Origin of the sequence: Geodermatophilus arenarius (genome assembly GCF_042654585.1) — a bacterium.
GTDB lineage: Bacteria > Actinomycetota > Actinomycetes > Mycobacteriales > Geodermatophilaceae > Geodermatophilus > Geodermatophilus arenarius.
Window position 1 is genome coordinate 437,413 of record NZ_JBHSGR010000001.1, and the last position, 18,561, is coordinate 455,973.

The following is an 18,561-nucleotide window of genomic DNA, read 5'->3' on the forward strand; positions in this document are numbered from 1 at the left end:
CTCTGCATCCCTAGTCTGGCGGCGTGTCCGACACCGCCCCCGAGGAGACCGTCGACGTCACCGACCCGCGGACGCTGCGGGCGCTGGCGCACCCGATCCGCACCGGGCTGCTCGCCCTGCTGCGGTCGGAGGGGCCGTCCACGGCCTCCCGGCTGGGCCAGCGCCTGGGCGAGAGCAGCGGGACGACCAGCTACCACCTGCGCCAGCTCGCGGACCTCGGCTTCGTCGAGGAGGTGGCCGGCCAGGGCACCGCGCGGGAGCGCTGGTGGCGCGCCCGGCACCGCAGCACCCGCTGGCGCACCGAGGACCTGGTCACCCAGCCCGGCGGCCGCGAGGTCGTCGAGGAGCTGACCCACCAGTCGCTGGGCCGGCAGCGCCGGATGCTCGCCGCGCACGCCGAGCAGCGGGAGGCCCTCGAGCCCGTCTGGCGCGACGCCGTCTCGCTCAACGACTGGGCGCTGCACCTGTCGCCGGAGGCCACCGCGGCGCTCGCCGAGGAGCTCAACGGCGTGCTCGCCCGCTGGCGGGCCGAGCGCGAGGAGCCCGGTCAGCCGCTGGTGCACGTCCTGCTGGACCTGTTCCCGCTCACCGAGGACCCGGCGTGAGCGCGCCGCTGACCGTGCGCTCCGCCGGTCGCCGCTTCGTCGGGCTGACCGCGCTGCGCTGGCTGCCGATCGGGCTCGCCGCGCCGGTGTCCGTGCTGCTGGCCGCCTCCCGCGGGCTGTCGCCGGCCGACGTCGGCGTCGTCGTCGCCGTCTACTCGCTGGTCACCCTCCTGCTGGAGCTGCCCACCGGCGGGCTGGCCGACGCGATCGGCACCCGGCAGGTGCTCGTGCTGTCCGGGCTGATGACCGCCGCCGGGCTGGTCACCTCCGCCCTCGCGCACTCCGTCGCGGCGTTCGCGGTGGCGTGGGCGCTCAAGGGCGTCGGCCGGGCGCTGGACTCCGGGCCGCTGGAGGCCTGGTACGTCGACGCCGTCCGCGCCGCCGACCCGTCCGCGGACGTGACCCCGGGCCTGTCCCGCGCGGGCGCCGCCGACGGGGCCGGCCTGTGCCTGGGCGCGGTGCTCGGCGGGCTGCTGCCCCTGGTGGCCGACGGCTCGGGCGACGCGGTGCTCGTGCTGCCGGTGCTGGCCGCCACGGGGGTCGCCCTGCTGTCGGTGGCCGCCGTCGCGGCGCTCGTCGTCCCGGTGGGTCCCGCGCGGCACGCGGGGGTGGCCGCCCTGCGCGCCGGCGTCCGGGAGGTGCCCGCGGTCGTCCGCGACACCGCGCGGCTGGTCGTCCGCGACCGGGTGCTGCGCCGGCTGCTGGCGATCTCGCTGCTGGTCGGCTGCACGCTGAGCACGCTCGAGCTGGTGGGGCCGCTGCACGTCGCCGCGCTCACCGGCGACGACGCCGAGGGCGCCGCGGTGTTCGGCGTGGTGATGGCGGTGTCGTACGCGGCGGCCGGGGTCGGGGCGCTGCTCGCGCCGCTCGCCCGCCGGGCGGCGCGCAGGTCGGCGGGCGCGGCGGCGGCCGGGCCGGGGCTGCTCGGCGCGCTCGCCGTCGCGGTCGTGCCCCTCGGCGGGCCGCCGGCGCTGGGCGGGCTGTTCACCGTCTTCTACGTGGGCAACGCCGCGGCGTGGCCGCTGTGGAAGGACGCGCTGCACGCGCGGGTGGCCGCCGGGCAGCGGGCGACCGCGCTGTCGGCGTCGTCGCTGACGCTGCAGGTCGGCGGCCTGCTCGCCAGCCTGCTGGTGCTGCGGCTGGCCGACGCCCTGGGCACCGCGACCGGGTTCTGGGTGGCCGCGGGGGCACTGCTCGTCGTCGCGGCGGTGTCACTGGGTCTGCGCTCCGGCGCGGCGGCCGCCTCGGGGCCGGCCACCCCGGTTGCCTCGCGGCAGCGCGGGTAGCGGCGGGGCATGGCTGATCTCCCCCGCGACCACCTGAAGGGCCTCCGGGTCGCCGTCACCGGCGCGAGCGGCAACGTCGGGACGGCACTGCTGCGGCGGCTGACCGCCCCGGGCAGCGGGGTGGCCGAGGTCCGCGGTCTGGCCCGCCGGCAGCCGCCGGACACCGCACCCTACGACTCCGTCACCTGGTACACCGCCGACCTCGGCGAGACCTCCAGCGAGCAGGCGCTGACCAACCTGCTCGAGGACGTCGACGCCGTCGTCCACCTGGCCTGGGTGCTGCAGCCGGGCCGCAAGCCGGACGCGCTGCACGAGGCGAACGTCAACGGCACCCGCCGGGTGGTGCGCGCCGCGGTGGCGGCGGGGGTCAGGCACGTCGTGCACATGTCCTCGCTCGGCGCCTACGCCGCCGGGGCCGGGGACCGGCCGGTGACCGAGGACTGGCCGGTCACCGGCATCCCGAGCTCGCAGTACAGCCGGCAGAAGTCCGAGGCCGAGCGGGTGGTGCGCGAGGTGGTCGGGCGGAGGAGGGACGTCACGCTGACCGTCGTCCGCCCGACCCTGGTCCTGCAGCCGGAGGCGGCCAGCGAGATCGGCCGCTACTTCCTCGGGCCGCTGCTGCTCGGCGCCGCCCGGCTGGTGCCCGGGCAGGTGGCCTCGCTGCTGCCGCTGCCCCTGCCGTCGCTGCGGGTCGGCTTCATCCACGCCGACGACGTCGCCGACGCCATCACCCGCATGCTCGACCGGCGCGCCCCCGGCCCGTTCAACCTCTCCGCCGACCCGGCTCTCGACGCCGACGGGATCGCCCGCGCGCTCGGCACCACCCGGATCCCGGTGCCGGCGACGGTGCTGCGCGCCGGGCTGAGCGCGGCCTTCCACGCGCGCCTGGTGCCCACCGAGCCGGGCTGGCTGGACCTCGCCCTGAAGTCGCCGGTGCTCGAGACCGCCCGCGCCCGCACCCAGCTGGACTGGCAGCCGGCCTACCGCGGCGACGACTCCCTGCGTCAGTTCGTGGCCGCCCTCGGCCGCGGCGAAGGTGGCCCCGGCCCGCTGCTGGCCGCGACCGGCGGCAAGGAGCACGACCCGGGCGGCGACCCGTCCAACGTGCCGGACCACCGCCCGGGCTGAACAGGCCCGTGGCCAGGCACTTCACCATCCACAGACTTGCTCCCCTGCCCGTTCGAACCCATGATCGAACACGTGGCGGGGTCGCCGGTACGTGAACTGGGTGCCAGCCCTGCCGGCCTGAGGTGACACGGCCCTACGGGGCGGTCTCCGTGTGCCGGTCGAGGTCCGAACACGATGCGGTGTGCACGCGCACCACTGAAGCGCTGCGCGCACCGCCGCGGTGCAGTCAGGTGCCATCCGGCCGCCGAGCACGTCCGCGACGACGAACGGGGCGCCCCACAGCAGCAGGGACACGCTCCACCACGCGCGCGGCGGCACGGGTGTCCGTCGCCGCAGGAACGTGGTCGCCGGCACTGCCGTCAGGGCGAACAGCGCCCACAGCGCGGCGGTGGCGAAGACCGCCGAGAACAGGCCATCGTCGACGAGGGTGGGGGCAGGCGTCACCCAGCCGGTCGTCATCGCGGCCGCGGAGCCCGTGACGACGGTGAAGGCCAGCGGCAGCCGACACGCCATGCCCAGGCCCAGGCCCAGGCCCAGGCCCAGGCCCAGGCCGAGCAGGACACACACCAGCCAGCTGGTGGCGGTCGGCCACGGCCTCGGGCTGACCGCGGCGAGTGTGACGCCGTCGGGAGGGCTCACCGACGCGTCGCTGCGATCAGCGCGGGTCACAACGGCGCGATCCGCTGCTCACCACGGCTGCTCGGCCAAGACGGCGTCGCCGTACCCGACGAGCACATATGGGTGCCAGGCGCTCTCGGCCGACCACGCCGTCTGCCAGTCCGCGCCCTCGGTGTCCCTGTAGTAACCCGCCGGCGAGCTCGGCCGGGCCGGGTCGACCGGTGTGGCCGCCGGCTGGAACGACAGGGTGATCGAGTCATCGTTGCCCTGGGCGCTGTAGAGCCGGACACCGGTCACCTGAGTCACCGGCAGGCCGTACTCGCGCAGGTGGTCCACCTCCACCCCGACACCGGGTTGGTTGATGCTCAGGAACCAGTCAGCGCTGCCCCATCCTGCGGCGTCCATCCGTTCCTCGAAGGCGAGCATCCCCTCGAGGCTGCCGCCGAGCGCGACGTCGACGCCGGTGGAAAGCGGGAAGCCGGTGGACAGCGACATCTGGCAGGTGGAGCGGTGGTCGTCGGTGTACTTCCAGGTGTCCTCACCGGCTGAGCACCAGGTATCCACGCGGGTACCCAACACCTCGCCGGCGCCGAGCTGGTCGGCGGCTGCGGCCATGCCCTCGGTCATCGAGGAGATGACGCGCTCGCGGTCGGCGGCGAGCGGATCCTCGGTCGGGTCGAGCAGGTCCGGGTCGCCGCAGCCGGTGCCACCGGCCAGGAGTGCAGCCGTCAGCACCCCGATCCGTACGTGCCTGCGCTGGTTCGGGCGCCGGGCGCTCCGCCGAGCCCCGGTCGCGCGGAGCACCGCGCTGCCACCCACCGATCGGCTCATCGCCCTCCGCCCCTCCGGACCAGGCTGCAGGATGCCGCACCGGCACACCGCCGCCACGACACCGTGCCGCCACGACACCGTGCCGCCACGACACCGCGGCGCAGTGACCCGCGCCGGCTGACCACAGGTCGCGACCGTGGGGCGGCGAAGGACGGGGCGCCGCGCGCGGACCGACTCAGCCGCCGGATCAGTCGGATGCCACCGGACCCGGGAGCCCAAGACGACCTGCGGGGAGTCCCGAACTGGGTTTGCGCGACTGTCCCTCAGTGAGCCGCTCAAGGATACCGGCAGCAGCAGTGCGCACATGATTCGCAGGACACGCCGTGGTCCCTCTGTGCCCGCCCCGAGAGTCCACTACGGGACACCGGGCCGGCTCGCCGGGAGGGCGGCTTCGAAGCAGTGGCTTCGGCGCCCACGTATGCTGACCTGGAGCGCTCCATCAGGAGTGATGTGGCCGCCCGCTATGAGGCGTGTGCCGCGGTGTCGGGCCGGATGTGAGCCGGCCGAGCACCTCGCATAGAGGGATGCACCGAGATGTCGGGCTGCCTCAAGAAGCGCTACCCGTCCCAAGTGGCAGCACTGCTGGCTCTACGGGCCATTCAGAAGCGGAGTCCGGAAGCCGAGCGCAAGCGGCCGACGGGCGTCTACCTCTGTTCCCAGTGTCGCGGGCAGTGGCACCTGACCTCGAAGTCGGCGTCCCAGTCCCCGCCGTGGCAGAAGGCGTGCCCGCCGAGTTCAGGTGTCCCGTAGTGAGCCGCTGGGGGACAGTGGTCCCCCAGCGAACCCGGCGGACCGTGTCGACGGCAGGGAGTCTGCTCACGTGCAGCCGTGACGGCGACTCCCCTGACGTACCGGGTGCGGCGGTGCCGCCCTGACACCTCGACCGGTCCCTCGACGGCCGACGTCGCCCAGGCCGGCGTGGCGCCCCGGCGGGTGTCAGCGGCCGGAGACGTCCACGCAGGCCGAGGGCGGCGCAGGGCGCGCAGCCCGGAGGAGACGTTGCCTCGGGCTGTCAGGAGGAGCCGCCGGGTCCGCGGGCGAGGAGGATCGGCCGGTCAGGGCTCAGGCGGTGGCCCGCGCCCGTACGGCGATGACCACGAGGGCGATGGCGAGGGCCAGCAGGAGGAGCAACAGCAGCAGCGGCGCGAGTACGGCGAGCAACACCAGCGCCCCGATCACCAGGATCTTCATCGGCGTGCTCAGCGCGGCGAACCAGGCCTTGATCGCCGCGAGCACCGGGTTGCGGCCGGTCAGGACGGCTCGCAAGGCGGCCCACGCGGCCCGCTGTAGCCCGCTGCCGCGGCCGGCGAGGCCGTGCAAGGCCTCGGCTATCCGGGGTGACAACCGACGGATCATGCGCCGGACCGTCCGCCCCAGACGAGCGCCGAGCCCGTCCAGTGCGGCACGGGCGCGGCGCAGCACCGCCGAGAGGACGGCGCCGAGACCGCGGGACCGCCGTGCCGTGCCCGTGCGGCGGGGGGCGGGGCGGGATGGCGACCGAGGCCGGCCGGAACCCGGCGTGCGGTCGTCGGTGCGGCCGGCGTCGCGGGTTCGAGCCGGTCCGCCGTCTGCCCTGGCCTCGCGGCTCACCTCGGGCGTGCCGCCGGTCAGGTGCTTCTCGGCGCTCGCCGGGCGCCGTCGGCGCTCGGTGGGTGGCTGCGCCACGCGGGTGCCGGTGTCGGCACGTCGTCCGGTGACCGCGCGCGCGTCCCGACCGTGTCCGGCGTCACGACGGATCTGCCCGGCCCGAGCAGCACCGGCGGCCGGCCGCGGGACTGCGGCTGTGCCGGTCCGCGACGAGCCGGCGGTCCGCGTGGAACGGGCGGGGCTGCGCTGTGGACCAGCGGCCCGCGCCGCCGCACGCCGCTCCGGCGCCGCACGACGCTCCTGAGCCATACTGCGACGCCTCCCCCACTGGAAAGCGGAAACACGCCCCGTCGCTGACCCTCGGAGGTACCCACCCGCGGCCCCACGTCAATCCTCCCGGTGCGGGCGTGACGGCTCCATCCCGTTCAGCGCCGCTCCATCAAGGGGGCCGGCCACGGGCGCCAACGCCCAGGAGAGGTGATCCGCGCCGGGGGGTGGTCGAGTGTCGGCCGCCACGAGCTCACCGACGGGGCCCGGGTCCGCATCGAGCCGCTGCCGGCCCTGACCGGACGACAGGTGAGCGGTGGCGCGATCACCGGCAGGTGATCGACGCGCTCCTGCGGCGCCCGCGCCGGAGCGCCGTGGCGGGGCCTGCCGGAGCGCTACGGGCCGTGACTGACCGCCCATGAGCAGCACTCACGTCGGAAGGGCGTCTGAGCCGGGCTCGTCCCGCAGTGGGCCGCTCGGGGACTCGGGCGGCAGGGACGCTTCGTGTGATCCGCGGGAGGCGGTGCCGGGTCAGGTGCGTGACGTCCAGGCGCCGACCGAGCGACCGGTGGCCGCGAAGACGTCGGCGGCCTGCTCCGCGCGCAGCGCCACGAACAGGCCCTCCGCCTCGGCGAGCACCACCTCGGGACTGTCCTCGGCCACCAGCCGGGCGTGTGCGGTGGTGCGCCGGCCGGCGGTCTCCCCCATCTCGGCGGTCACCAGCAGCGGCACCCCGAGGTGCACCGGGCGCCGGTACTTCACGGTGAGGGTCGCGGTCAGCCCGCCCCGGCCGGCGGCGCGCAGCGCGCGGGCCAGGACGTGGTCGAGCAGTGTCGCCACCACGCCGCCGTGCACCAGCCCGGGCGGCCCCTCGTGCGCCTTGCCCACGGTGACCCGGCCGGTCGCCGTCCCGTCGGGGGTGTCGGTGGCCACCAGCGGCGGCGCCACCGGGCTGCCCGGGCCGTACACCGGGCTGTACCAGCGCTCGCCGGTCTCGGGGTCGTCGACGCGGGCGATCTCGTGCAGGCCGCGGCCGGCCACCCGCAGCCGCGCCGCCAGCTCCCGCGCGACGGCGGCGGCCGCCTCGAGCTCGGCCTCCGGCACCTCCGTGCGGACGGCGGCGTCGACCAGCTCGCGCAGAGCGTCGCCGAGCTCGCCGACGGCCACCCGCCGGGCGGCCCGCTCCTCGGGTGACGGGCTGGGACGGCCCTCCTGCACGGACCCGCCCCGAGCGGCGGCGAGGGGCGGGGGGCAGGAGGGTCCCTCGTCAGCCACGCGGCATGCCGGCCGCGCGCAGCAGCCCGCCGCCGACGATGACCCGCTGCACCTCGCTGGTGCCCTCGTACAGCCGGTAGAGGCGGGCGTCGCGGTAGAAGCGCTCGACCGGCGTGGTCCGCAGGTAGCCCAGCCCGCCGTGCACCTGGACGGCGCGGTCGGTCGCCCGGCCGACCATCTCGCTGCACCACAGCTTCGCCGACGAGGGGCCGATCGAGGTGTCCTCGCCGGAGTCGTAGCGGGCGGCGACCTCGCGGACCATCGCCCTCCCCGCCAGGGTCTCGGCGTGCATGTCGGCGATCAGCGCCTGCACCAGCTGGAACCGGCCGATCGGGGCGCCGCCCTGCTTGGCGGTGGCGGCGTAGGCGACCGACTCGTCGAGCACCCGCTGCGCCATCCCCACGCACAGCGCCGCGATGTGCAGCCGGCCGCGGGACAGCACGGTGAGCGCCTTCGAGTAGCCGCGCCCCTCCTCACCGATCAGCGCGTCGGCCGGCACGTGGACGTCGTCGAAGAACACCTCCGAGGTCCACGCCCCGGACTGCCCCATCTTCCTGTCCTTGGGGCCGAGCGTGACGCCGGGCGCCCCGGCGTCGACGACGAAGCTGGAGATCCCGCGGCCGCCCTTCTCCTCCGGGTCGGTCCGGGCGAAGACGACGAACAGGTCGGCCAGCGGGGCGTTGGTGATGTAGCGCTTGACGCCGTTGAGGACCCAGCCGTCGCCGTCGCGGCGGGCGCTGGTGCGCAGGCCCGCGGGGTCGGAGCCGGCCTCGGCCTCGGTGAGCGCGAAGGAGCCGATCAGCTCGCCCGCGGCCAGCCGCGGCAGGTAGGCCTTCTTCTGCTCCTCGCTGCCGAACTTCGCGATCACCTGCCCCGCGATGCCGTTGTTCGTGCCGAACAGCGACCGGAAGGCCGGCGTCGTGTAGCCGAACTCGAACGCCAGCTCGACGTCCTCGCTCATGGAGACGCCCAGGCCGCCGTACTCCTCGGGCAGCGCGTAGCCGAACAGGCCCATCTCCGCCGCCGCGCCGCGCAGCTCCTCGGGAATGCGGTCGTCGAGGTCGATCTCCTCCTCGCGCGGGACGACCACCTCCCGCACCAGCTGGCGAACCGCGTCCCGGATCTGCGTGAAGTCCTCGGCGTCCACGGCCCCATGGTGCCGCCCCGGGCGGCCTCCCGACGAGCCGGGGGTGCAACACCGCACCGACGGTGTTACGGACACGCGCGAACGGAACGTCGTCGTCCGGACACACCCCGTTGCCGGTCACGGTCAGCGGCACTAGCGTCACGGACGGCACCCGAACCAGCGGCGCCGTGTCCTCCCCCCGGGAGCCCTCGTGCACCTCTCCGTCGCCGTCGTGCCCGCACCGGGCCAGGTCGTCGTCCGCCTGACCGGCGACGCCGGCCGCCCGACCCTCCCCCGCCTGGCCGCGGGCCTGACCCGCGCCGCCGAGCACGGCACCCCCAGCGTCGTCGTCGACGTGGCCGGCGCCCGCTTCCACGACCGCGCGGCGCTGCGGACCCTCGCCGGCTTCAGCGACACCCTCAGCGCCGCCGGCCGGCGGTGCCGGGTGGTCGGCGCGCCCGCGGCCACCCGGCGCCAGGTGGCCGAGGCCGGCCTCGCCGGCGTCCTCGAGCTCGACGGCCCGCTCACCGGCGCCGACCCGGTACGCCCCCTGCCGCGGCCGGCCCCGGAGTCCGGAACCGACCCGCGCCCCACGCAGCCCCTCCCCGTCGGGTCGCTGCTCGCGGCGGCGGGCCTGCCGGCCCCGGCGCCCGAGGAGGCCCCCCGGCCGCGGGCTGCGGCACACCCGGTGCGGGGACCGGCCGGGGCGTCCCGCCGCCGTGTCCCCGTCCCGCTGGACCGCTGGCGCTGAACGCGCGCGTGCCCCGGCCCGCACGCGGCGGACCGGGGCACGACCGGGCAGTGCCTACGCCAGGGCGTCCAGGCGGGCCATGTCCTCGTCGGAGAGCGTCAGCCGCGCCGCGCCCATGTTCTCGGTGAGGTGGTCCACCGACTTCGTGCCGGGGATGGGCAGCACCACCGGGGACTTCTGCAGCAGCCAGGCCAGCGCGACCTGCGCCGGGGTGGCGTCCAGCTCGCGGGCGATGTCGGCCACCGGGCTGTGCGGGGCGGCGAGGTCGCCGGTCGCGATCGGGAACCACGGGATGAACGCGATCCCGTGGGCGGTGGCGTGGTCCAGGACGTCCTGCGACTGCCGGTTGGTCAGGTTGTAGAGGTTCTGGACGCTGACGACGTCGACGATCTCGCGCGCCGCCTGCAGCTCCTCGACCGAGACCTCGGAGACGCCGATGTGGCGGACCTTGCCCTCGTCCTGCAGCTCCTTGAACGCGCCGAGCTGGTCGGCCAGCGGCACCTCGGCGTCGATGCGGTGCAGCTGGATGAGGTCGATGCGCTCCACCCGCAGGTGGCGCAGCGACAGCTCGACCTGCTGCTTGAGGTAGGCCGGGCGCCCGACCGGCGTCCAGATGCCCGGGCCCTGGCGGGTCAGGCCGGCCTTGGTGGCGATGACCAGGCCCTCCGGGTACGGGTGCAGCGCCTCGGCGATGACCTGCTCGCTGACGAACGGCCCGTAGGAGTCGGCGGTGTCGATGAGGTCGACGCCCTGCTCGACGGCGGCGCGGACCACCCGGAGAGCGGCGTCGCGGTCGGCCGGCTCGCCCCAGACGCCCGGGCCGGGCAGCTGCATGGCGCCGTAGCCGAGCCGGTGGACGGTGAGGTCGCCGCCGATGGCGAAGGTGTCGGCAGGTGCGGTGGCGGTCATGGACCCTCCCGGTGCGTGTGCCCCGGGCCGGTTGCCCGGGGTCCCGCACCCCGCCAGCACGGCGGTCCGCGCCGGTCTTCCCGGCGCGCCGGCGGTGTGACCGGCGACACGGCGAGCGAGAGGACGGCGATGGGCGAGATCCTGGTGCTGCGGCACGGCGCGACCGAGTGGAGCAAGAGCGGCCAGCACACCGGCGTGACCGACCTGCCGCTGCTGCCCGAGGGCGAGGAGCGGGCCCGCTCCCTGGCCCCGGCGCTGGCCGAGCGGCACGTCGTCGAGGTGTGGACGAGTCCCCGGCAGCGCGCCCGGCGCACCGCCGAGCTGGCCGGGCTGACCGCCACCGCCGTCGACGAGGACCTCGTCGAGCTCGACTACGGCGGCTACGAGGGCCGCACCACCGCCGAGATCAGCGAGGAGCTCGGCCGCGAGTGGTCGGTCTGGCGCGACCCGGTGGTGGCGGGCGAGACCCCCGGCGAGACCCTCGAGCAGGTCGGCGAGCGGGTGGACCGGGTGCTGGACCGGGCGCGGGCCCGGCTCGACGACGGCGACGTCGCCCTCGTCGCGCACGGGCACGTGCTGCGGGTCCTCACCGCGCGCTGGCTGGGCCTCGAGCCCGCCGCGGGAGCGCTGTTCGCGCTGCCGGCCGGCGCCTACGGCGTGCTCGGGCACGAGCACGCGCGCCCGGTGCTCACGGGATGGGGACTGGGCTGAGGCCCGCCGGCTCGACGGCGCCGGCGGGCGCGGCGGGCCGGCCGAACAGCCAGCCCTGCGCGAGGTCGGCGCCCAGCGCCGCCACCTCCGCGGCCACCTGCTCGGTCTCCACCCCCTCCGCGACGACGACCGCCCCGAGCCGGTGCGCGTGCTCGGTCACCGTGCGCACCACCGCGCGGGCGCCGTCGTCGGGCAGCGCGGACACCAGCGCCCGGCCGAGCTTGACGACGTCGGGCCGGACGACGTCGAGCAGCGAACGGCTGGACCACCCGGCGGCCACCTCGTCGAGGGCCACCCGCCAGCCGCGCTCGCGGTAGGACTCGAGGACGGCGAGCAGGTGCCCGCGGTCGGCGACGGCGGCCCGCTCCCCCACCTCCAGCACCAGCTGCCCCGGCTCCAGCCCCGCGGCCTCCAGCGCCTCGACGGTGCTGGCGAGGTCGGCGTCGGGGTGCAGCACCGAGGTGGGCCGGGTGTTGACGAACAGGTCGGCGCTCCCCAGCCAGCCCGCGGCGCCGGCGATGGCGCACTCGCGGCCGACCCGGTCCAGCCGGGTCAGCCAGCCCGCGGAGTCGGCGACGAAGAACAGGTCCCCGCCGTCGACGGTGCGGCCGTCGGAGTCGCCGCGCAGCAGCGCCTCGTGGGCGACGACGGCGCGGTCGGCCAGCGCCACGATCGGCTGGTACGCCGACCACAGCTCGGCCTCGGCGAGCACGCCGACCTCGGCGGTCACCCCGCGGCGGGCCAGCTCCTGCGCCAGGGTCGGCGCGGTGAGCAGGCCGAGGGTCAGCGCGGTGTACTCGTTGGCCGGGTCGGTGGCCACCCGCACGGCCTCGGCCTCGGCACCGGTCAGCGCGCGGGAGAGCCGGTCGAAGAAGACCTCCACCCCGACGCCGTCGCGCTCGTCGGACAGGTCGAGCAGACCGGGGGCGGCGAAGACCGACAGCCCGGCCGACCGGGCGACGGCGGCCACGGCGGGCAGCACGTTCTCCTCCGCGGTCGCCAGCAGCACGCGGGTCGCGGCCTCGGGCAGGGGCCACTGCTCGCGCCGCCGCGCCGCGCCGATCGGACTCCCCACGCGCAGCAGGATGACCGACCCGCCCGGCCGGGGCGGGCAGGCGCGCGGACGAGGTCCGACCGTTCAGGATGCCGCGCCGCGGACCTGCCTGCACGCGGCGCGGAGGCCCTACTGTCGCTGCATGGCTGCTGTGATCACCGAGCCGCCGACGCGCACAGGCCGCGGCGGCCGACCACGGGACCCCAGCCGCGACGACGTCATCCGCGCGGCCATCCTCCGGCTGCTCGGGGAGGTCGGGTACGGCGCGCTGACCATGGACGCCGTGGCCGCGGAGGCCGGCGTCGGGAAGGCGACCATCTACCGCCGCTGGCGCACCAAGCAGGACCTCGTCGTCGACACCGTCTCCGACCTGAACCGGGCGTGGACGGTCACCGCCGACACCGGGTCGCTCGAGGGCGACCTGCGCCAGCTCGTGCACCGCATGGTGGAGATGATGGCCAGCCCGGTCGGGGCGGCCACCCGCTCGCTGCTCGCGGCGATGCAGCACGAGCCGGCGCTGATCGAGGCGTTCCGCGAGGGCCCGCTGGCCGTCTGGCGGCGGGCCTACGACGAGGTGTGGAACCGCGCCCAGGCGCGCGGCGAGGTGGGGCCCGGGCTGCCGCAGTCGATCCCCGCCGAGGCCACCACCGCGCTGCTCGTGCAGCGCTGGCTGGTCACCCGCGAGCCGGTGGACGCGGCCTATGCCGACGCCGTGCTCGAGACCGTGGTGCTCCCGCTGGTCCGCCGGAGCTGACGCTCACCAGCCGAGCGTGCCCGGCTTGCCCTTGAACGGGCCGACGACGTCCGCGGTGATCCAGCCGCCGTAGAAGTCCCCCGCCTGCGCGCGCACCTGCTCGCCGTCGACCAGCGCCCGGTCCACCCGACTCGGGTAGAACGCCACCGCGCCGCGCAGGTGCTCGTAGCCCGGGGCCGGGTCCTCGTAGGACCAGCCGACCGCCGGGTACCGCCGCCCGTCGACGACGGCGTCCCAGTAGGTGGCCCGCCCCTTCCACTCGCACCACGACGACCCGGCGGCCCGCTCGAGCACGCCGGGGGCGACGTCCTCGCGGGGCACGTAGTAGACCGGCGGGTGACTGGTCTCGCAGACCCGCACCGCGCGGCCGGTCCGCGCGACCACCCGCCCGCCCAGCTCGACGACGACGCGGCGCGGCGTCACCTCCGCCGACGGCGGGCGCGGGTAGTCCCACACGGACTCCTGACCCGGGCCGACCGGGTCGCGGCGCGGCGGGCGCACGGTGCGGCTCAGTCGTTGCGGTGCCGGGCCTTCTGCACGACGACCAGCGTCACCAGCAGGCCGAGCGCGCCGACGGTGGCGCGCCCCGCCGTCGACTGCAGGAAGCGCACGACGGCGGCCTGCCCCTGGGCGCGCAGCCGCGTCGGGCTGCTCCGGTACGCCAACTGGTCCAGGGTGGCCGCCAGCGACTCACGGGCGGCGTCGATCTCCAGCTGGATCTCTCGAGGGTCGCGAGGCACGGCGACAGCCTGCCAGACACCGCGCCGACCGGCCCGTTCCGGCGATCAGCGGCACCCGCGCGGGCGATGCGCCCCCGGATGCGACCTAGACTCGGCGGCCACGCGGGAGTGGTGTAACGGCAGCCACGCCAGACTTAGGATCTGGTGCCCTCGGGCGTGCGGGTTCGACTCCCGCCTCCCGCACCCAGGGGTCAGCCCAGGCTCACGGTGAGCTCGACCTGCGGCGAGGCGAGCCCCGGGTCGTCGGCGTCGACCACCGCCAGCAGGCGCACCCGGTCGCCGTCCACGCCGCGCAGCGCCAGGCCCTCGACCTTCGCGACCCGGCCGTCCACCTCCGGCACCGGCGCGATGTCGAGCACCCGCCCGTGCTCGGCCAGGACCAGCGCCGTGGCCACCACCGGGCCGTCGTCGACGGCGTTCGGCGTGTCCTCCGCGGCCGCGGACAGCAGCTCCCGGCCGTCGGGCAGGGCGACGGCGTCGGTGACGGCGAGCCCGACGCCGGCGACCTCGCCGAGGTCGAGGGCGTGCACTGGCCCCAGCGGCACCGAGCCGGGGTCCGCGCGCCCGAGCACGGCCGCCACCAGCGGCGCCAGCGGTACCTCGACGCAGGCGTTCGGCACCCCGGCGGCGCGGTTGCCGCGCTGGTACCAGCGGAGGACGTCGCCCACGCGGGCGGCGCCCTCCAGGTTCCGCTGCCCGTCCGGCACCCCGAGGCGGTCGCCGACCGCGGCGTACAGCGGCCCGAGGTCGGCCGCCCGGGCGGAGGGCCGGTCGCCGTCGAGGGCGGCCAGCACCCCGCGGGTGCGCCGCCGCGTGGACCCCGACCCGAGCAGCAGCACCGCGGGCCGCCCGTCGGCCTCCACCGGGCAGGCCGTCTCCAGGTCGGGCTTGAGGGACTTGGTCCCGGCCGCCTCGGAGAACCGGTCGTGCCCCTCGACCGGCGGCAGCAGCCGCACCGGGACCACGCCGACCGGGCGCTGCCAGGCCGCGGACGTGGCGTCGTCCTGGACGACGAGCCAGCCGTCGCCCAGCGGCGCGAGGCCCGAGGCCGCGGTCACCGGCGTCCCGTCGTCGAAGCGGAGCTCGCGGACAGCGGTGAGGTCGACGCGCACGGGGACGGGGTGCCCGCTCCGGTGCGGCCCCACGCGGACGACCGCTGGGACCGGATCACACAACTGTCTCTTCCCAGGTCAGCACGCTGAAGCCGGTCCGGGGCCGCTGCACGGGCGCCGCATCCGACGTAGCCTCGGATCGGCCGGCCGGCCGCACGACGGGGTGCCCGGGGCCGGTCCTCTTCCCCGCACACCGTCCTCCGGACACGACCCGTCGGAGCCCATGACCTCCCCGCGCACCGAGACCAGCACCTCCCCCGGTACGGACCCCGAGCCGGTCCCCGACAAGCCCCGCGCCTCGCTCACCGTCACCCAGGTGGCGGCCGGCGCCCTGGCCGCGGTGTCCGCGGCGGTCCTCGCCTCGTTCTTCGGAGTCGCCGGCACGGTGATCGGCGCGGCGCTGGTCAGCGTGGTCAGCACCGTCGGCTCCGCGCTCTACAGCGCCTCCCTGAACCGCACCGGCGAGAAGCTGCGGAAGGCCCGCGAGCAGCTGGCGACCCGGCCCGCCTCCGCGGCCGGCGAGGCGCCGACCCGGGCGATGCCCGCGGCCGGGCCGGCGGCCGGTGAGGCGGCGACCCGCGAGCTGCCCGCGCACCTGGACCCGCGCCGGGCCCCGGCACCGCGCAGGCGGATCCGCTGGCCGCGGGTGGCGGCGTACGCGGCCGCGGTCTTCGTGCTGGCCATGGGGATCGTCACCGCGATCGAGCTGGTCGGGCAGAAGCCGGTGTCGGCGCTGGTCGGCGGGTCCGACACCTCGTCGTCGTCCACCACGATCGGCGAGCTGTCCAACGCCTCGTCCTCGCGGGACCTGACGCCGTCGGACTCCGACCCGACCACGCCGACGACCGGGGCGCCGGCCACGGGGACGCCCGGGGACGCCGGGGAGAGCGCGACCCCGCCCGAGGAGTCCGCGCCCGCCGGTGAGAGCGGCAGCGACGACGGCACCGACGACGGCACCGACAGCGGCACCGGCGAGGACACCGGGGGCGGCACCGGCGGCGACACGGACGGCGGCACGGAGGAGTCCGCGCCCGCCGAGCCGTCGACGCAGGCACCGGGGACCGCCCCGGACAGCGGCAGCGACTCCGACAGCGGCTCCGGCGGCGGCTCCGGCGGCGGCTCGGGTTCCGGGTCGGGCACCGAGCCGCAGGCCGAGGCGGACAGCGGGGCGCAGCCGGCCGCCTGAGCCGGCCGCCCCGCCGTCAGTCCTTCGCCCGCCGGGGGACCAGCTTGAGCAGCGCCAGCCCGGCGAACAGCAGGGTGACGCCGGCGACCACGACCGCCAGCGCGTCGAAGCCGGTGGAGGCGAGGGCGGTCGACCCGCCCACGCCGCTGGCCGTCACGTAACCCGCCTTGCTGTACACGTGCACCTCCTCTCGGTGGGTCAGCCCGCCGCGGGGACCGCGACGTGGTGCCAGGTCGCCTCCCGGCGGCGGACGACGTCCACCAGGGAGCGGACGAAGACGGCCTGGATGAACAGGTCGTAGACCAGTTCGACGACCAGGGGCAGCGCCAGCAGCAACGCCCGCGGGCCGCCCCGGCGGACGGTCACCAGCCGCTCGGCCAGGAAGACCAGGCCGACCGAGGCCCAGAACGGGTCCAGGTGCAGGCCGCCGTCGCGCGCGAGGACCAGCACGGTGAGCAGCAGGTAGGCCTGGAAGGCGAGGACGCCGAGGCCGATGCCGAGCTGCTGGCCCCAGTAGCGCAGCGTGACCCGGGTGAGCCCGTAGTGCCGGAGGTTCTCCAGGGCGCCGCGCTGCCACCGCATGCGCTGCTTCCACAGGTCACGCCAGGTCGGCATGATCTCGGTGACCACCGAGCACGCCGCCGGGCTGGTCATGCGCCAGCCCAGGGTCTTGAGTGCGAGGGTCAGCTCGTTGTCCTCGGTCAGCGCGAGGGTGTCGTAGACCTGCCCCTCCCGGCCGGGCAGCGCGGTGCCGCGGGCGGCGGCGACCTCCCGCAGCGCCCGGACGCGGAACAGCGTGCCCGTGCCGGTCAGCACCATCACGCGGCCGGTCCGCGAGACGTCGCGGCTGTACCGGAGGTACTCGTTGCGCTGCAGCTGCCCGAGCACCCCCGCCCCGGGGTGCCCGTAGAACAGGCCCCCGGCGGCGCCGATCCGCGGCGAGGACTCGAGGCTGGCCGCGGCGGCCTCGAGGAAGCCGGGCGCGAGCTCGGTGTCGGCGTCCATCACGAGGACGAGGTCGTCGTCGCGCAGGTCGGGTGTGGGGCCGGCGGGTGCACTGTCGTCCGCCGCGCCCCCGCGCCGGTCGGGGCCGCGCCGCGGGTCGTCGGAGGCGCCCCGCCGGTCGGCGGTGGCGGTGCGGCGGAACCGCTGCACGATCGCCTGGTTGAGGGCGCCGGCCTTCTTGTCGGTGTTGCCGACGGTCTCGTAGACCTCGGCCCCGCGCTCGCGCGCGATCCGGGCGGTGTCGTCGGTGCAGTTGTCGGCGACGACGACCACGCGGTCGGGACGGCGCGTCTGCCGCTGCAGCGCGTCGAGGGTGTCCCCGATGTTCGCGGCCTCGTCGTGCGCCGGGATCAGCACGACCAGCCGCGCCGCCGGACGCCCGTCGTCCCCTGCCATGCCCGCCCCCCTGCCGTCGGCCCGTCAGGAGGTCAACGGCAGCCCGAGGCGGATCCCGCAGCCGGCGCCGGCGGGACCACCCGTACGGGTCAGGAGCCGACCAGCGCCCGGTGCAGGACGGCGACGAGCTCGGCGCGGGTGACGATCCCGGCGAGCCGGTCGTCGGCGTCGACCACCGGCAGGTGCCGCAGCCCGCGGTCGGCCATCAGCCCGACCAGCTCGGAGACCGGGGTGTCGGCGCCGACGGTGGTGACCGGGCTGGTCATGACCTTCGCGACCGGGTCGAAGTCCACGACGTCGAGGTTGAACAGGTCGTGGACGGTGACGATCCCGACGACCCGGCGGTCGGGCGTGACCACCGGCAGGGCCTTCACCGCGTGCTGGTTCATGAGCATCCGGGCGCGGTAGAGCGTCTCGTCGGGCTGCACGGTCCGCACGTCGCGCTCCATCAGCGCGCCCACGCGCAGCTGCCCGAGCCGGCGGTCCAGGGCGTGCGCCTCGGCGTCGCGGACCAGCGCCAGCACGTCGCCGGGCAGCACGTCCAGGCCGCGGTCCAGCCGCTGCATCGCCGCCGCGACGTCCTCGGCCTGCAGCCCGACCCGCTCGCTGGGCGGCGCCCCGGGCCCGGTGCGCGGCGGCTCGGGCACGTGCGGGTAGGGCCGGCCGGTCAGGTTGTTCACCAGCGCGGCCACGAGCAGCAGCACGAGGGTGTCGACGCCGACCGGCCACAGCGCGAACGCCCAGCCGTGGTCGGCGACCGCCGCCCCGCCGACCGCGGTGAACAGCGCGCAGGCGCCGCCCGGCGGGTGCACGCAGCGCAGCACCATCATCAGCGGGACCGCCACGCCGACGGCGACCGCCGCGGCCAGCGTGACGTCGTCGAGCAGCTTGCCCGCCGCGACGCCGACCAGCGTGGACACCGTGTTGCCGGCGAGCACGGGATAGGGCTGGGCCAGCGGGCTGGCCGGCGCGGCGAACAGCAGCACCGCGGTGGCGCCCATCGGCGCGACGATCCACGGCAGCCCGGCCGGCCCGCCGGGGACCGCGGAGGCGGTCAGCGCGGCCAGCGCGATGCCGGCCAGTGCGCCCAGCCCGCCGCGCACCACCTCCGAGCGGCGGTAGCCCACCGGCGAGGGCCGCAACCCGGTCCTCCACGCCCCGACGTCCGCGCGCACCCGGCTCCCCTCCCGCGGGCCCCCGCCCGCCGCGGGCGTGGACCC

Annotated in this window: 20 protein-coding genes and 1 tRNA gene; 8 read left to right on the forward strand and 13 right to left on the reverse strand. The window is 76.5% G+C overall.

What is annotated here, in order from left to right; genetic code table 11:
• Positions 1-23: 23 nt before the first annotated feature.
• Genes ACFO3M_RS02085 through ACFO3M_RS02095 form a run of 3 tightly spaced genes read left to right on the forward strand, consistent with a single transcriptional unit; the run spans position 24 to position 3,019 of the window.
• Positions 24-605, forward strand: a complete 582-nt coding sequence (locus tag ACFO3M_RS02085; RefSeq protein WP_387985707.1) for a helix-turn-helix domain-containing protein — start codon at positions 24-26, stop codon at positions 603-605.
• A complete protein-coding gene (locus ACFO3M_RS02090) occupies positions 602-1,891 on the forward strand; it encodes an MFS transporter (RefSeq protein WP_387985709.1) in 1,290 nt (429 codons plus the stop codon). The genes ACFO3M_RS02085 and ACFO3M_RS02090 overlap by 4 nt, the downstream gene beginning before the upstream one ends.
• 9 nt (positions 1,892-1,900) lie before the next feature.
• Positions 1,901-3,019, forward strand: a complete 1,119-nt coding sequence (locus ACFO3M_RS02095; protein ID WP_387985712.1) for an NAD-dependent epimerase/dehydratase family protein — start codon at positions 1,901-1,903, stop codon at positions 3,017-3,019.
• A 21-nt stretch (positions 3,020-3,040) separates the two neighbouring features.
• Here the strand turns inward: ACFO3M_RS02095 and ACFO3M_RS02100 are convergent, their stop codons facing one another.
• The 5 genes from ACFO3M_RS02100 to ACFO3M_RS02120 form a co-directional block, all read right to left on the reverse strand.
• The gene (locus ACFO3M_RS02100; RefSeq protein WP_387985714.1) at positions 3,041-3,658 is read right to left on the reverse strand and encodes a hypothetical protein; all 618 of its coding nucleotides are present in this window, start codon (positions 3,656-3,658) and stop codon (positions 3,041-3,043) included.
• Between the two features lie 48 nt (positions 3,659-3,706).
• Positions 3,707-4,468 (reverse strand): hypothetical protein, encoded by a 762-nt coding sequence (locus ACFO3M_RS02105; protein ID WP_387985716.1) that lies wholly within the window; start codon positions 4,466-4,468, stop codon positions 3,707-3,709.
• Positions 4,469-5,530: 1,062 nt separating this feature from the next.
• Positions 5,531-5,734: a hypothetical protein gene (locus tag ACFO3M_RS02110; RefSeq protein WP_387985718.1), complete on the reverse strand. Its 204-nt coding sequence runs from the start codon at positions 5,732-5,734 to the stop codon at positions 5,531-5,533.
• Positions 5,735-6,853: 1,119 nt separating this feature from the next.
• Positions 6,854-7,540 (reverse strand): PaaI family thioesterase, encoded by a 687-nt coding sequence (locus tag ACFO3M_RS02115; RefSeq protein ID WP_387985720.1) that lies wholly within the window; start codon positions 7,538-7,540, stop codon positions 6,854-6,856.
• Between the two features lie 49 nt (positions 7,541-7,589).
• Positions 7,590-8,744 carry an acyl-CoA dehydrogenase family protein gene (locus ACFO3M_RS02120; protein WP_387985721.1) on the reverse strand — a complete coding sequence of 385 codons (1,155 nt, stop codon included), beginning with the start codon at positions 8,742-8,744 and terminating at the stop codon, positions 7,590-7,592.
• A gap of 190 nt (positions 8,745-8,934) precedes the next feature.
• On the opposite strand from ACFO3M_RS02120, the gene ACFO3M_RS02125 reads away from it, so the two are divergent.
• Complete coding sequence (locus ACFO3M_RS02125; RefSeq protein ID WP_387985723.1) at positions 8,935-9,474, forward strand: STAS domain-containing protein; 540 nt, start codon at positions 8,935-8,937, stop codon at positions 9,472-9,474.
• Positions 9,475-9,528: 54 nt separating this feature from the next.
• Here ACFO3M_RS02125 and ACFO3M_RS02130 read toward each other — a convergent pair whose 3' ends face one another.
• Positions 9,529-10,383 (reverse strand): aldo/keto reductase, encoded by an 855-nt coding sequence (locus ACFO3M_RS02130; RefSeq protein WP_387985725.1) that lies wholly within the window; start codon positions 10,381-10,383, stop codon positions 9,529-9,531.
• A 129-nt stretch (positions 10,384-10,512) separates the two neighbouring features.
• Here ACFO3M_RS02130 and ACFO3M_RS02135 point away from each other — a divergent pair, with 129 nt between their 5' ends.
• The gene (locus tag ACFO3M_RS02135; RefSeq protein WP_387985727.1) at positions 10,513-11,094 is read left to right on the forward strand and encodes a histidine phosphatase family protein; all 582 of its coding nucleotides are present in this window, start codon (positions 10,513-10,515) and stop codon (positions 11,092-11,094) included.
• Here the strand turns inward: ACFO3M_RS02135 and ACFO3M_RS02140 are convergent.
• Positions 11,072-12,169, reverse strand: a complete 1,098-nt coding sequence (locus ACFO3M_RS02140) for an EAL domain-containing protein (protein WP_387985729.1) — start codon at positions 12,167-12,169, stop codon at positions 11,072-11,074. The genes ACFO3M_RS02135 and ACFO3M_RS02140 overlap by 23 nt on opposite strands.
• A gap of 121 nt (positions 12,170-12,290) precedes the next feature.
• Here ACFO3M_RS02140 and ACFO3M_RS02145 point away from each other — a divergent pair, with 121 nt between their 5' ends.
• Positions 12,291-12,902, forward strand: a complete 612-nt coding sequence (locus tag ACFO3M_RS02145; protein WP_387985731.1) for a TetR/AcrR family transcriptional regulator — start codon at positions 12,291-12,293, stop codon at positions 12,900-12,902.
• A 3-nt stretch (positions 12,903-12,905) separates the two neighbouring features.
• On the opposite strand, the gene ACFO3M_RS02150 is transcribed toward ACFO3M_RS02145, so the two are convergent.
• Together ACFO3M_RS02150 and ACFO3M_RS02155 are read right to left on the reverse strand one after the other, a co-directional pair.
• On the reverse strand, positions 12,906-13,358 hold the full coding sequence (locus ACFO3M_RS02150; protein ID WP_387985733.1) for a DUF427 domain-containing protein: 453 nt from the start codon (positions 13,356-13,358) through the stop codon (positions 12,906-12,908).
• Between the two features lie 53 nt (positions 13,359-13,411).
• Positions 13,412-13,642, reverse strand: coding sequence for a DUF3618 domain-containing protein (locus ACFO3M_RS02155; RefSeq protein WP_387985736.1), 231 nt, complete (start codon positions 13,640-13,642; stop codon positions 13,412-13,414).
• Between the two features lie 102 nt (positions 13,643-13,744).
• On the opposite strand from ACFO3M_RS02155, the gene ACFO3M_RS02160 reads away from it, so the two are divergent.
• Positions 13,745-13,825 (forward strand) — tRNA-Leu (locus tag ACFO3M_RS02160).
• An 8-nt stretch (positions 13,826-13,833) separates the two neighbouring features.
• On the opposite strand, the gene ACFO3M_RS02165 is transcribed toward ACFO3M_RS02160, so the two are convergent.
• Entirely contained in the window at positions 13,834-14,754 is a 921-nt protein-coding gene (locus ACFO3M_RS02165) for a DUF6910 family protein (RefSeq protein ID WP_387985738.1), read from the reverse strand.
• A 223-nt stretch (positions 14,755-14,977) separates the two neighbouring features.
• On the opposite strand from ACFO3M_RS02165, the gene ACFO3M_RS02170 reads away from it, so the two are divergent.
• Positions 14,978-15,940, forward strand: a complete 963-nt coding sequence (locus ACFO3M_RS02170; RefSeq protein ID WP_387985741.1) for a hypothetical protein — start codon at positions 14,978-14,980, stop codon at positions 15,938-15,940.
• A gap of 16 nt (positions 15,941-15,956) precedes the next feature.
• Here ACFO3M_RS02170 and ACFO3M_RS02175 read toward each other — a convergent pair whose 3' ends face one another.
• The 3 genes from ACFO3M_RS02175 to ACFO3M_RS02185 form a co-directional block, all read right to left on the reverse strand.
• Positions 15,957-16,118 carry a hypothetical protein gene (locus tag ACFO3M_RS02175; protein ID WP_387985743.1) on the reverse strand — a complete coding sequence of 54 codons (162 nt, stop codon included), beginning with the start codon at positions 16,116-16,118 and terminating at the stop codon, positions 15,957-15,959.
• A 20-nt stretch (positions 16,119-16,138) separates the two neighbouring features.
• Positions 16,139-17,341 (reverse strand): glycosyltransferase family 2 protein, encoded by a 1,203-nt coding sequence (locus ACFO3M_RS02180; RefSeq protein ID WP_387985745.1) that lies wholly within the window; start codon positions 17,339-17,341, stop codon positions 16,139-16,141.
• Between the two features lie 89 nt (positions 17,342-17,430).
• On the reverse strand, positions 17,431-18,483 hold the full coding sequence (locus tag ACFO3M_RS02185; protein WP_387985747.1) for an HPP family protein: 1,053 nt from the start codon (positions 18,481-18,483) through the stop codon (positions 17,431-17,433).
• Between the last annotated feature and the right edge of the window lie 78 nt (positions 18,484-18,561).

Coding starts and splice junctions, on each gene's coding strand:
- ACFO3M_RS02170 (WP_387985741.1), top strand. CDS start 14,978: ATGACCTCCCCGCGCACCGAGACCAGCACCTCCCCCGGTACGGACCCC.
- ACFO3M_RS02180 (WP_387985745.1), bottom strand. CDS start 17,341: ATGGCAGGGGACGACGGGCGTCCGGCGGCGCGGCTGGTCGTGCTGATC.
- ACFO3M_RS02105 (WP_387985716.1), bottom strand. CDS start 4,468: ATGAGCCGATCGGTGGGTGGCAGCGCGGTGCTCCGCGCGACCGGGGCT.
- ACFO3M_RS02130 (WP_387985725.1), bottom strand. CDS start 10,383: ATGACCGCCACCGCACCTGCCGACACCTTCGCCATCGGCGGCGACCTC.
- ACFO3M_RS02135 (WP_387985727.1), top strand. CDS start 10,513: ATGGGCGAGATCCTGGTGCTGCGGCACGGCGCGACCGAGTGGAGCAAG.
- ACFO3M_RS02095 (WP_387985712.1), top strand. CDS start 1,901: ATGGCTGATCTCCCCCGCGACCACCTGAAGGGCCTCCGGGTCGCCGTC.
- ACFO3M_RS02145 (WP_387985731.1), top strand. CDS start 12,291: ATGGCTGCTGTGATCACCGAGCCGCCGACGCGCACAGGCCGCGGCGGC.